We start from the raw sequence: 12,375 nt of genomic DNA, 5'->3' as shown, positions 1-12,375 counted from the left end.
TTTCGACGTTTGCAGTTACTCCCGCGAATCGTGGTCCGGCCCCGGGTACTCCCCGCCGACCACCGCGTCGTACAGGCTCTCGGGGTCGAACAGGGTCACGAACCCGTCGGGGCGCTTCACGCTGACCGGAATCCGGCCCTGAAGCGCACTTGCCGTTTCCGCGCTCCGCAGGGAGTCGTCGTAGGAGAGGATGTGGGCCGCGTTGCCCGCGTGTGCACTGGCGAGGGCGGGATGGTCTCCGGGTGTCTGTTCCACCTCGATTCGCAGATCCTCGACCGTTTCTCGCCAGTCATCGGCCAACTCGTCGTCGGCCAGTTCACGGATGACTTCCTCGGCATCGTCGAGTAGTTCGTTGCTGGCGACGAGTTCGACCCACGAGTGTGCACGGACGATGTCCATCGCCTCGCGGGCACTGCCGCCGACGAGTACGTCCGCCGCCAACACGTCGGCATCGACGGCGAGGCGGGCGGGATTTGGGTCACTCATCGCGTCGCTCCGCGAGCGTCTTCCGAATCGTCTCGATGTCCGTTTCGAACCGCGCTGCTCGGTCGAACAGGTCGCGCCACGTCATGGTTCGACGTGTGTGGCCGAACGGGAAAACTGGTATGGATGAACGGGTGAAGGAATCGAAGAGTGAATCTGGCCAACCCGGTTTCGGCATCGGTGTCGCAGTCGTCGCGCTCGCCGCAGTGGCACTGCTCGCCCGGCGCGACTGAATTCCAAAAACACGCACTTATTTTTCGCTCGCTCGGACGTTACGTCCCTTCGACGCCGTGAATCTCGATGGACGAATCGGAGTAACTGGCTTTCACGTGGTCCCCGACCTGTGCCCGGTTGAAGTCCTCGCGTTTCGTGGAGGCGGTGTAACACCCGATCCGGTCACCACCACCCGACCAATCCTTGCTACAGACGCCGATGACGTAGCCGAACTCCTCGTATTCGTCCCGTAGGAGGTCGTTGAGCGTAGTCGAGACGTGTAACTCCCCCGGGTTGGAAAAGCGGTCAGCCCACTCCTTCGCGACGTCCATTATCGGTTCGTCGCTCGGTTTCGTTAGCCCGACGCTGACGATGGTTTCGTCACGAAGACCGCCGCTGGTTCGACGTTTGCCGGTTATCTCCTTCTTTCGGACGAATCCACCGACGGATGCAAACGCGGAACAGCCAGCGAGACCCCCGCCCACCACGGCGGCCGACAGGGATGCTAGCACGGCACGTCTCGAAGGCATACGCGAGTATTTACCTTCACACACAAATAAATTGCGTCGGGAATTACGAACGTGTGGCTGGAAATCAACACGGAAACAGGACGAACGTGTCTCAGGCCGTCGAGTTTCCGAGGATGTTCGTGGTCACCGTCTTCCGGTAGTTCAGCGAATCGAGATCGATCCGTTCGGTGTAGCCGTGGTATTCGACGACGACGTAATAGCTGACTTCGAGCGTGCTCTTCTCACCATTCTGAAGGTGTGTCTTCCACCACGGGCCGAGTTTCGAGTTGTCGAGGGTCATCGTATCCCGAATCGTCGCCTCGCTGTGCGGGCGGACCTCGACGGATTTCTGCCTCGATTCGTCCGAAAGGACGATGCCGTTCATCGTCACACGTGATCCGACTTCGACGATATGAATCGACTGACTCCGATCGTTTTCGACGGTCGCGGATGCGTCGATGGGTGTCTTCTCCATCGTCGCGTGGCCCCAGTTCGCCTGCACATCGGAGATTCGTCCGATCTCCTGCCCGGCGACCGAGAACGACTGACTCGACGTCGAATCGACGGGGCCGAGCATATCGGTCGTTATCGTTCCCCGGTCGGCTTTGCCACCGACGGGCAGTCGGGCAAACCCGGCATCCACGGTCACGTTACGCTCGATAACGCGGTCGGTCCTCTCGCCGTTGTTGACGTGACTGACCCACCAGCGTTGGATCTTCTCATCAGAGATCCTTTCGGTAAAGTCGAGATGTGTTTTTCCTGACTCGATTTGGCGGGCCGTCTCACCCTCGACCAGCGGGACGTCGTTCATCGACACGCGATACCCCGCATCGACCGAGAGGTGCTTTGCGAACACCGACCCCGGTTCGTTCGGGTTTACGACGGTCGCTCGGGTTCGAACGCCGGTGTCACCCGTCGCAGGAACGATCCAGTTACTCTCGACGGATTCGAGTTCGGGCGGCGCGAACGACGAGTTTCCGTCGCGTGGAACGACCTTCGTCGTCGTCTTCCCGCTACCGAGTACGTCGGTCGTAAAGACGATACGCTTGCTCAGGAATGGGAGGTCGACGTTTTGCGTGGTTCCGTTGTCGTGCATGACCGCGTAAAACTGCACGTCCATCGTCGTCTTCTCGCCGTTCTCCACGTGGTTTTCCCACCACTCCGGCAGTTTGCCGTTGTCGAACGTCGAGTCGATACCGAACGTGGTCGTCTTCCCCGGTTTCATGTGTACCTCGCCGTCGGTCGTTCCGTTGGCGACGGTCACGTTGTTCATCGTGATCGTATATCCCAACTGTGAGAAGACCACCTCGCCGCTGGTCGGGTTCTCGACGGTCGCGTTGACGGACAGCGGCGTCCGCTCCGTCGTGGCGTGTCCCCACGATGCGTTCGTTTTCGTCACCCGCAGGATTTCCCGGTTTCCAGCGGTCATCGTACGCGTCTCGTTGCTGTCGAACGCGCTGAGCAGGTCGGTCCGGAACGTCCGTTTCTGTGCGGGAAGTCGCTTCGAATACAGCGGAACGCTGACCGTCGGCGAGATACTGACCGTCGTCTTCTCGCCGTTGTTGATGTGGCTCGCCCACCACGCCGGTATCTTTCGGTTGTCCATGCGTGTCTTCATCGAAATCGTGGACCGTCCGGACGGTAATCCGATGTTCTCCTTTTTCCCGTTCGCCACGGTCACGTCGTTCATGTCCACCCGATAATCGAGGTCCGCGACACCCGGCATCCCGACCGAACTGGGATTGTTCACGTCGATGTTCGTCCGAATTTCGGTCGTCTTCGCGCTGACGCCGCCCCACGCGGCGTCGACGTTGTCGACGCTCGGTTGCCCGACCGTCACGATTCCGGACGTGAGCGCCACGCCCAGTCCGCCAGCGCTCACGAGGAGGACCGTCATCACTCCCACGAGCAGTTTTCCGAGGAGGCTACGAATCGCCATTGTCTACTCTCCTAACATATATGTCTTTTGTCCCACAGTTCATTATCCGGTCAATTCGCAGCCACCACCAAGTAACTTTACCTGTAATTATCCAGTACAAGAGCGGGTATCACCCGCCATCACGACAACGAAATTGGATATGACATACCCAAGATCAACGAAACGTGTCAAATTGAGAAAGAGGACAGATCAGTGCTCGGCGGCACCGACGAGGTCGATGATTTCCGCTCGAACCTCCTCGGATGCCGGTCGGTGAGGACTGCGGGGTTCCCCGGCCGGTGCGCCGCGTTCCGCCATGGCCGCTTTGGCCCCGGGGACGCCGTATTCGCTCGTGACCGCATGGTTCAGTTCCACGAGGCTGGCGTTCAACTGTCGGGCCTGTTCTCCGTGTCCGCCCCGGTGAAGACGATGGATTTCGCTGGCGCGCTCGGGTACGACGTTCGCCAAGCCGAGGATACCGCCGTCAGCCCCGGCGTCGAGTGCGGGGGCGTAGACCCCCCCCGCTTCCGACGAACAGATCGAAATCGGCGTGCTCGGTTCGGGCACGCTCGCGTTGGAGACGCGTGAGGTTTCCACTCGAATCCTTCATTCCGGCGATGTTCTCGTGGTCGGCGAGTTCATCGACCACTTCGGGCGACAGGACGACATTCGTGTAGGCCGGGACGCTGTAGAGGTACACCGGCAGGGGGCTCTCGTCGGCAACCGAACGGTAGTAGTCGGCCATCGACTCGTCGTCGTGGCCGTAGTAAAACGGCGTCACCACGAGCGCCGCGTCGGCTCCCGCCTCCGCCGCGAGGGACGTTTGACGGAGCGTCTCGTGAAAGCCCGGATGGCCCGTTCCGGCCAGCACTGGAACGTCCGCCTCCTCGACCACGATTTCGACCACGCGGGCACGCTCCTCGACGCTCATCAGTTCCGCTTCGCTGTTCGACCCGCACGGGACGATGAAGTCCACGCCACGCTCTTGGACCCACGCGACGAGTTCACGGAGGTCGTTTTCTTGGAGGATTCCTTCCCGGTCGAACGGCGTCAATAGCGGTACTCCAGTTCCGTGCATGGCAGTCATCTCTCCCGGAGAGCGTATGAAATCGGGGGGAGCGGTAGTGTCTCACGGGTGTCTGACGCGGTTTTAAGTTCTCGCCGTTCCCATCCGAAAATGGGCGCGCACAACACCCTCTCTCCCATCCTCCCACTCTGCGCGCCCGGCACACACCACCCACATCGCCCCTGTACCCCGCTCTCCCATCCCGTTCCGCTCTCCAATCCCGTTCGACACTCCCCCTCTTCCGTTTTAGGAGACGTCCACTCGTCCGTAGACACATCCTGATCGTAACAAAGAGTACCTGTACCGGGTGCAAACGGTTCATAACAAAGTGGTGTCCGCTCATTCGTACAGTTGCGCCCGACGGCTCGGGCGCGAAGCGTGTCGCAGTCTCGCGGTGGGTCTCCGGCGGGGCCGGGGGCTCTGGCGACGGGTTGGCTTCCCGTTACAGTGTCACCAACCCCCCCCACGAAAGTTCTCGTCCCGGACGGCCCTAGAACCCCGCGCTGCCCAATCGTTTTTCGCTTCGATACGACCGACGAGCGATTTCTCCGATTTCGATACTCGAACCCGTTCTCAAGCAGTCGCTTGGAGCCGGTCGCGTACCGCCGGAAGCGCCTCGCGTGAAGCGATGAGCGCGACACGGTCTCCCGCTTCGAGCTTCGTTCCCGGCAGCGGAATGGTCATCCGCTCGCGGTTTCGACCGTGTGCGTAGATCCGTGCGTTCGTGGGGAGTTCGACCGCCTGAACGCGCGTTCCGACCAGCGGCGAGTCGTCCGGAATCGTCATCGTCGTCAACTGGAGGTTTTCGGTCAAGTCGGCGATGACGTCGAAGTCGCCGCCGAGAAGCGCGGTTTTCGCCCCTGCCGCACCGAGGCGCTCGGGGTAGATCACGTCGTCCACGTCGTCCGCGAACTTCTGGTAGATCTCCTCCCGGTAGTCCTCGTCGATGCGCATGACGGTTCGACAACCGTGATGCTTGCCGACCATGCACGCCGCGAAGTTGACGTTCAAGTCACCCGTCAGTCCGCCGATGGCGTCCGCCGACTCGATGCCCGCCTCGGTCAGTACGTCCTCGTCCGACCCGTCCCCTTCGACGACATCGAAGCCGTCCTCTCGCGCACGATCAACTTTGTCGGGGTCGTCATCGATGACGACGACCTCGTGACCCTCCTCCGAGAGTATCTGTGCGGTCCGGATCCCGACACGACCATACCCAACGATAACAAATCGCATACTGTTTCAGAACGCGACCGACGACAAAAACGTCACGGTCGGTGAAGGTGGGTTGACAAAAAGGTCGAAGCGTCGGTACGCTTCACGAAGTTCGTACGGTCCGACTTCGACACGAATTTCGTTTCCGTCGCGGATTCTATTTCCGTTACGGATGCTGCTTCTATCACCGATTCTGCTTCCGTCACCTATTCGCCTTCAGTCATGGATTCCGCTTCCGTTGCTACTGGCGTAGGGCTTTCCACCGACGATGGTGGTTCTCCCCGTTCGATTACGTCCGCGGACGTGGAGTCGACTGACGTCCATCGAATGCGACGATCATCCCGTCGTGACGCTCGTTCGCTGTCGTTGCACTCGTTCGTTCGGGGGAGCGTCAACGATCGTTGACCGTCTGCGATCCGCGACAAAATGGGAATAGATAGAAAAGGAAAGAGACTGGCGAACTCAAATTCTCGTTATTTGTGGCCTTTCACGGCCTCTTCAGCCGACATCGGGACGCCCTTCGGGGGCGTCGTGTCCGCCTGTTTACCGGTCTTGGTGTTCTTCGTTTTGAAGTCTCCGCCGTCCGTGGTGGCAAAGCCACCCTGGATGTCGGAGTTGATGACCTTCGTCGTACCGTACCACGACCAGACACCACGGTTGTTGACCGTACCGGGTGCCGAGCAGTTCTCGCCACAGACGGGCGTCTTATCGTCGACTTTTACGACCGTATTCTTGACGTACGGTGTTCGGTCACCCTTCGCGTTCAGGCGGATGTTGGAGATGTTGTTCGAGTGGAAGTACGAATCCTCGACGTTCGTAATTCCTTTCGCTCCCTGTTTCCCCGGACCCGACGCGTACAGACCGTTGTTGACAGTCTTTGCTACGTGCGTGCGACGAACCGTGATGACGCCCTGGTGCGGGAGGTTGGCGTTGACCCACATGCCGCCTCCGCTTTTTCCGGGCTTCGTACCGTCGCCCATGTAGACGTTTTCGATGAGACCGTGACCGTCCGGCGATTCGACGCCGGGCATCATGATGTAGGACTGGCCGCTGTCCTGTCCCTTGATACCGACGTTGCGAATCGTCCATCCGCTTCCGCTCGTCGTGAACGCGACTCCGGCACCTTCGGCGGTGAGATCGATAAGCGTGTTTTCGAACGTTTCTCCGTCGCCGACTTCGATCGCCTTTTGCTGGCCAGCGGGGACGGTAATCGTATCATACCCTTTCGCACTCGCCACTGAACTGACGCCTACTGCCCCTGTCGCGGCCACTGCGGTACCGGCCGCCTTCAGGAACGAACGTCGTTTCAGAAACGATCCATTGTCGGTTGTGTCGTTTTCGAATTCGCGTGCCATGCAGGTTCAACGTGAGGTTGGTATGGTAAAAGTGTAGCGATTCTCTTTCAATGTAGTACTAACAATTTATAAGGAGACCCATGATACGACGTTGTGACCCATTACCACAGGATCGACGCTGAAATACCGAGATAGTCGAAATCGTACACGAGAGCGGTTCTCTTGTGATACGTGATCGGAGATACCTCTCGTTACCGGAGTACACCCGGAGCGAAATGAGTATCTACAGCTTACTCGTGGCCAGCGTCACCGGCCAGGGGAAAATTCCAGATAGATTCTTGATGATTTATTCAGGCAGGTGCGGTGATACGCATAGGCTTCGCTTACAAGCGGGGCTGTAGAGTATAACAAAGTACCACGAAGGGGGTGTACGATGTGAATGAGCGGAGCATCTGAACATCGGCACCTCCATCCTCTCGACAGTATACATCGGCGAGTCGTTGGGCGGATCGGGGTCAGAACGACATCCTCGACGCATCGAATCATCGATACGCGTTCCGTCGTGAGGTGGGAGCGGTGACTTCCGACGGATCACGTACCGTCGTGCTCGGATTCGATGCGCTTTCTTTCGAGTATCTCGACGAATTTGCGGATGAACTGCCGAATTTCGGCCGTCTCCGTTCCACGGGTATCGACGCACCACTTCGTTCGACACATCCACCGTGGACCGGAAGCGCGTGGCCGTCAATGTACACGGGGACCGACCCGAGTCGGCACGACGCGTACGGGTTCTTCGACTACGAGGACACGTATCCGGACGAGGCGAACATCATCACTCGCAACGACGTACAGCAACCGGCGATTTGGAACTACCTCACTTCCATCGACGAGCCATCCATCGTGCTCAACGTCCCGGTCACGCATCCTGCGGAGCCGCTGAACGGAGTCCTCGTTCCGGGATACCTCGCATCGGAGGACGCCGATGGCTATCCGAAGGACATCAGAGGCGAGTTGTCCGACGCGCTCGGCGAGGAGTACACCATCTACTCACAAGCGGAGATGGTGAGCGACAAGGAACGCAAACTCGATGGATATGCTGACCTCGTTGGCATGCGTGCGCGCGCGGCAGAATATTTACTGACGAACTACGAGTGGCGCGTGGCGATTATCCAAGTCCAAAAGACGGATGCAGTTTTTCACAATTTCGACGAACGAAGCGCGTTTCGGCGGGTTTACCGGGCCGCCGATGAACTCGTCGGCACCGTTCAGCAGTGTGCCTCCGATGCCAACATCGTCGTCTGCTCGGACCACGGGATGGGTGTCACGAACGGGTACAAACTGTTCGTGAACGAGATTCTCCGAGAGCACGGCTTCGTCCGGGAGGATTCGACCGGGAACAACTACGGAACCAGTCTCAGTTCGGTTAAACAATCGATCGTTAACCCGGACGAGGAAGTACGCGACGATACTGAAAACAGTCCGATAGAACGCGCAGCCTCAATGGGGATTACCGGGCTCGGTAAGGTCGGCTTAACCCCGGCGAAGGTGCTCACCGTGGCTCAACATATCGGATTGGAGGAAGAACTGAAACGCCTCGTCCCGAGCAACGTTCGCTCGGCGGCCGAACGAACCGTCGATTGGCGTCAGTCGAAGGCGTACTGTCGGGCGCTCGGTGAACTCGGTATCCGTATCAACCTCGAAGGGAGAGACCCCAGCGGTGTCGTTCCGCAATCCGAGTACGAAGCCGTTCGGTCGGAGTTGATCGAACTCCTCTCGTCGGTCAGAACGCCGGACGGACGGTTGGCGTTCGACTTCGTCGACAGGGCAGAAAACGTAAACCACGACCCGGACCCGGGAAGCGGACCGGACGTCGTCTTCATGCCGAAGGACATGAACCACCTCGTCCTTCCGGGACTCGTCGGCGAGCGGTTCCTCCCTGTAGACGAATACAACCACAAACCCGACGGCGTCTTCATCGGCACCGGACCGTCGTTCGATCCCTCCGTCAACCCCGAACGACTCTCGCTGACGGACGTCGCTCCGATCGTCATGGCTTCCGCCGGGTTGGACGTTCCCGACCGGATGACCGGACACGTTCCACAGGGGATGGTAACGTTGCCAGTGGAGCGGTCTTCGTACCGCGATATCGAGTACGGATCGACGGAAACGGTCGAGACGGAAGGCGACGTGACCTCGCGACTGGAGGACCTCGGCTACCTGTAATCCATGGGATCGGAACGTGAACTCAAAAAGCTCCTTTCGAGTGCGAGCCTCGTCTTCGTTGGCGCAGGTGTGGCGGCAGTAGCGAAACTGGCCGAGCGAATCGTTTTGGGGCGGAGTTTCTCGCCGGATATCTACGGCGAGATCAACATCGCGATCACGACGATGGCGCTGGGAACGACGTTCGCGCTCATCGGCCTCGGACAGGGCATCCCGCGCTACGTCTCACGGTTCGAGACGGAGCGCGATATGAGGGGCGCATGGTTGACTGGATTTCTCCTCGCCGGTATCGTGAGCGTCCTGTTCGCCGGAATCCTCTATTTCAACGCGGATTTCGTGGCGTCGAAACTGTTCGACCACGGAGGGGCGAGCAACCTGATACCGGTGTTCGCGTTCGCCATCCCTCCCGTCGTCGGCTATCTCGTCGGTATCGGCGGAATTCGCGGCTTCCAGAACACCATCTACAAGACGTACGTCGGTGACCTCCTCTATCCGTTCGGGAGATTACTACTTCTGGGCACGCTGTTGGCGTTGGGGTTCGGAGCGAAAGCGGCCGGCTACGCATACCTGGTTAGCGCCGTCATCGCCTTTCTGGTCGCTCACTACCTTCTCAATAAACTCATCCCTCTCTTCGGTGAATTCACCCTGCACGTGAAGGAGATTACGACGTTTTCCGCACCCCTCGTCGTTTCATCGGTCCTCGGTGACCTCCTCACCCGAACTGATACCGTCATGCTCGGCTACTTTTCCACCTCCCATCAGGTGGGACTCTATTCGGCGGCCTATCCGCTCGCCAACAGCCTACTGATCGCACTCTCGTCGTTCGGATTTCTCTATCTTCCCCTCGCATCGAAGCTCGATGCGGACGGGGAGCGGGACGAGATAACGAAGATATATCAGCTCACTACGAAATGGGTGTTTCTCGTCACGTTTCCCGCGTTTCTCCTCTTCGTTACGTTTCCCAGTGACGTCATCTCGATCTTTTTCGGTACCGACTACGCGAGTGGTGGACTCGCCCTCGCGATTCTGTCCGTTGGTTTCTTTACCAACGCGGCGGGCGGCCGAAACCGTGAGACACTCTCCGCGCTCGGTCATACTCGGTTGATACTCGCGGGCAACGCCATCGCGTTCGCTCTCAACTTCGTTATGAACTTGATCCTGATACCCATCTACGGGTTCGTCGGTGCCGCGGTCGCATCCTCGACTTCGAACATCATCCTCAATCTCTTCATGTTCTCGGTGCTCTGGTGGAAATTCGGGATAACGCCGTTTTCCCGATGGACCGTCAGAACGATGACTCGTGTGCCACTGGCTCTCATCCCGGTGACCGTGATAGCGTCTCGATTCGTCTCCCTGTCCATCGTGCTGCTACCGGTCGCACTCGTATTGGCCGCCGTCGGAACCCTCGTCGTGTTCTCATCGACGAACTGTGTACAACCGGAGGACGGCGTCATAATCGATTTCATCGAGGGAATAACGAACACGAAGATGTCGTTCCTGCACGGCTACATCCCGGAAGGAACCGAGTGACCGCCCTCACGAATTTCAGATGATGAAGGCGATTCCAAAAACCTCGCTCGGTTCCCCGAAACCGACGGAACTCGGACTCACGATCTGAAAATCGGCAACTCGTGTGGTGTTAGTTCGCCGAGATGGTGACGCTCGCTTTGTCGGCGTTGTATCCATCGCTCACTTCGAGCGTGACTTTCACCGAACCACAGCGCGGCACGGTCACCGTCACGGTTTCTCCGGTCGCATCGAACGTCCCGTCGCCGTCCGTGTCCCACTTGTAGCTGACGACACCGTCATCATCGGTGGAGTTGGAACCGTCGAGTGTGACTTCGTCGCCCGCTTCGAGCGTACGCGAGTCCAAATCCGGTGACGACTCGATGTGCGCCGTCGGTTGTTCGTTCGGATCGACGACCTTGTCGTTAGCGATACGATGGTCGGCATCCGGTGCTTCGTCGGTGGATTCGAGGACGAACAGCTGAGACGAGACGTACTTAGCGTACTCTCCATCGAGTTCGTAGGTCGAGACGTACAGTTTGCCATCCCGAACGACAGGAGTGCTGGAAGTCCTGATCCTGTCGCCGTCCATCATGTAGGTCCACTTCCGTTCGCCCGACGCCGCGTCGACGGCGTAGACGACCGTCTTGTAGTGAGCCGGTGGGCCGGGGTCGGGTTCGGAAGCGGGAGTAAATTTCCCGCCGAAGTAGACGGTCCCGTCGGCGAGCGTGGGATCACCATAGGTGAACGCGAGGGTGCGGTACGTCCAGTCGATATCGCCGGTCTTCGCGTCGATGGCGTGAAGTTTCTGATGGTCGTTCGCGCCATCCGGATACCCCGCGTAGGTGAGAACGTACACTCCTCCTTCCCCGACGACCACGTTGCTGATCTGATCGTCCGACTCGATGTCGAACGACGTGTTCCACTTTTCCTCACCGTCGGCCGCCGCGTACGCGAGGATGTCGAAGCCCGGTTCGCCGTCACGCTCACGGCTGCCGTACACGATACCGTCGGAGACCGCTTCCAACGAGGAGAGTTCCCGATTCCACAGCACTGTCCCATCGTCAGCGTTCAGAGCAGTTCCGGTCCGGGCGTACAGTATTCCATCGGCGTAGGATACTTCGTCGGTGTAAACGTCGGTGTTCTCCCAGGCGGTCTCTCCTGATTTTGGGTCGAGCGCGACTGTTCCGGAATCGTTCGAGAAGTGACCGTATGCGGTGTAGACACGACCGTTCGCGACGAGCGGGTTCGCCCATTGGAAATGGTCATCCCGTTTCCACAGTATCGAACCGTCACTCGCATCGAGCGCGTAGAGGGCACCTCTTTCCTTGTAGTTGTTTCCGGGTGTCTCCGTGGCGAAGTAGAGGGTTCCGTCGCTTACCGTTGGTGTATCAGGTGCGCCCATATCGGTCTGCTTCCACAGTTCGTCGCCGGTGTCGGGGTCGTACGCGACGACGTATCCATCGCTCGCGTAGGTTCCAGTATCGGTCTTCACGCCGAGGTACATCGTCCCGTCAGCGAACACCGGTTCTATCTGGCTCCGATCCACGTCGTTTGTCGATCTACCACCCAGCCGTGTCGTCCCGTCGATGTCCATCGACCAATCGGTCGTCGCGTACGGACTCGGACCGCTGGCGTCCGTCGCTCCCGTGCGAGCCGAGTCGCCGCGGAAGGTCGTCCAACCGCCACCGTGTCCTGTGGCGTCGTCGCCTCCGCTCTCGTCGCTGCTTTCGCTGCTATCGTCGTTCTGCTGTGCGAGGACCATTCCCGTTCCGGAGACCGTCGCGGCTCCGGTGGCGAGGCCGACCGTCTTCAGGAACGTCCGCCTGCTGTCTTCTGGCATGTTCGATTACCATTCTCGGCGACACGACCTTCCCTATAATTCATATAATACCTACAAGAACGCATTTATGTATCCGATAACTGGAAATGAATTCTATATTTTCGGAGAGA

General features: G+C 59.1%; 11 protein-coding genes. 3 read left to right on the top strand and 8 right to left on the bottom strand.

What is annotated here, in order from left to right; all coding sequences use genetic code 11:
• Positions 1–15: 15 nt before the first annotated feature.
• Positions 16–486: a hypothetical protein gene (locus NKF25_RS02980; RefSeq protein WP_253225233.1), complete on the bottom strand. Its 471-nt coding sequence runs from the start codon at positions 484–486 to the stop codon at positions 16–18.
• Positions 487–605: 119 nt separating this feature from the next.
• Between NKF25_RS02980 and NKF25_RS02975 the strand changes: the two genes are divergently transcribed.
• Positions 606–716 (top strand): PGF-CTERM sorting domain-containing protein, encoded by a 111-nt coding sequence (locus NKF25_RS02975; RefSeq protein ID WP_253225232.1) that lies wholly within the window; start codon positions 606–608, stop codon positions 714–716.
• Between the two features lie 39 nt (positions 717–755).
• On the opposite strand, the gene NKF25_RS02970 is transcribed toward NKF25_RS02975, so the two are convergent.
• The 6 genes from NKF25_RS02970 to NKF25_RS02945 all read right to left on the bottom strand — a co-directional run bounded on the left by NKF25_RS02970 (position 756) and on the right by NKF25_RS02945 (position 6,756).
• Complete coding sequence (locus tag NKF25_RS02970; protein WP_253225231.1) at positions 756–1,226, bottom strand: hypothetical protein; 471 nt, start codon at positions 1,224–1,226, stop codon at positions 756–758.
• A gap of 91 nt (positions 1,227–1,317) precedes the next feature.
• Complete coding sequence (locus NKF25_RS02965; protein WP_253225230.1) at positions 1,318–3,144, bottom strand: LEA type 2 family protein; 1,827 nt, start codon at positions 3,142–3,144, stop codon at positions 1,318–1,320.
• A gap of 189 nt (positions 3,145–3,333) precedes the next feature.
• Positions 3,334–3,591 (bottom strand): dihydrodipicolinate synthase family protein, encoded by a 258-nt coding sequence (locus NKF25_RS02960; RefSeq protein ID WP_253225229.1) that lies wholly within the window; start codon positions 3,589–3,591, stop codon positions 3,334–3,336.
• 16 nt (positions 3,592–3,607) lie between these two features.
• Positions 3,608–4,201 (bottom strand): dihydrodipicolinate synthase family protein, encoded by a 594-nt coding sequence (locus NKF25_RS02955; RefSeq protein WP_253225228.1) that lies wholly within the window; start codon positions 4,199–4,201, stop codon positions 3,608–3,610.
• Positions 4,202–4,762: 561 nt separating this feature from the next.
• Positions 4,763–5,422: a TrkA family potassium uptake protein gene (locus NKF25_RS02950; protein WP_253225227.1), complete on the bottom strand. Its 660-nt coding sequence runs from the start codon at positions 5,420–5,422 to the stop codon at positions 4,763–4,765.
• 452 nt (positions 5,423–5,874) lie between these two features.
• Complete coding sequence (locus tag NKF25_RS02945; RefSeq protein ID WP_253225226.1) at positions 5,875–6,756, bottom strand: twin-arginine translocation signal domain-containing protein; 882 nt, start codon at positions 6,754–6,756, stop codon at positions 5,875–5,877.
• A 516-nt stretch (positions 6,757–7,272) separates the two neighbouring features.
• On the opposite strand from NKF25_RS02945, the gene NKF25_RS02940 reads away from it, so the two are divergent.
• Both NKF25_RS02940 and NKF25_RS02935 read left to right on the top strand, forming a co-directional pair.
• Entirely contained in the window at positions 7,273–8,919 is a 1,647-nt protein-coding gene (locus NKF25_RS02940; protein ID WP_253225225.1) for an alkaline phosphatase family protein, read from the top strand.
• A gap of 3 nt (positions 8,920–8,922) precedes the next feature.
• Complete coding sequence (locus NKF25_RS02935; protein ID WP_253225224.1) at positions 8,923–10,446, top strand: flippase; 1,524 nt, start codon at positions 8,923–8,925, stop codon at positions 10,444–10,446.
• Positions 10,447–10,555: 109 nt separating this feature from the next.
• Here NKF25_RS02935 and NKF25_RS02930 read toward each other — a convergent pair whose 3' ends face one another.
• Positions 10,556–12,265, bottom strand: coding sequence for a PQQ-binding-like beta-propeller repeat protein (locus tag NKF25_RS02930; RefSeq protein WP_253225223.1), 1,710 nt, complete (start codon positions 12,263–12,265; stop codon positions 10,556–10,558).
• Between the last annotated feature and the right edge of the window lie 110 nt (positions 12,266–12,375).

The sequence above is a fragment of the Haladaptatus sp. AB643 genome, from assembly GCF_024136975.1.
In the GTDB taxonomy this organism is placed as follows: Archaea; Halobacteriota; Halobacteria; order Halobacteriales; family Haladaptataceae; genus Haladaptatus.
This window is presented reverse-complemented; position numbering and strand designations above follow the sequence as displayed.

Excerpts from the sequence above, each read along its gene's own strand:
- NKF25_RS02980 (WP_253225233.1), bottom strand. The coding sequence starts at position 486 with ATGAGTGACCCAAATCCCGCCCGCCTCGCCGTCGATGCCGACGTGTTG.
- NKF25_RS02955 (WP_253225228.1), bottom strand. The coding sequence starts at position 4,201 with ATGCACGGAACTGGAGTACCGCTATTGACGCCGTTCGACCGGGAAGGA.
- NKF25_RS02950 (WP_253225227.1), bottom strand. The coding sequence starts at position 5,422 with ATGCGATTTGTTATCGTTGGGTATGGTCGTGTCGGGATCCGGACCGCA.
- NKF25_RS02945 (WP_253225226.1), bottom strand. The coding sequence starts at position 6,756 with ATGGCACGCGAATTCGAAAACGACACAACCGACAATGGATCGTTTCTG.
- NKF25_RS02935 (WP_253225224.1), top strand. The coding sequence starts at position 8,923 with ATGGGATCGGAACGTGAACTCAAAAAGCTCCTTTCGAGTGCGAGCCTC.
- NKF25_RS02965 (WP_253225230.1), bottom strand. The coding sequence starts at position 3,144 with ATGGCGATTCGTAGCCTCCTCGGAAAACTGCTCGTGGGAGTGATGACG.
- NKF25_RS02970 (WP_253225231.1), bottom strand. The coding sequence starts at position 1,226 with ATGCCTTCGAGACGTGCCGTGCTAGCATCCCTGTCGGCCGCCGTGGTG.
- NKF25_RS02975 (WP_253225232.1), top strand. The coding sequence starts at position 606 with ATGGATGAACGGGTGAAGGAATCGAAGAGTGAATCTGGCCAACCCGGT.
- NKF25_RS02930 (WP_253225223.1), bottom strand. The coding sequence starts at position 12,265 with ATGCCAGAAGACAGCAGGCGGACGTTCCTGAAGACGGTCGGCCTCGCC.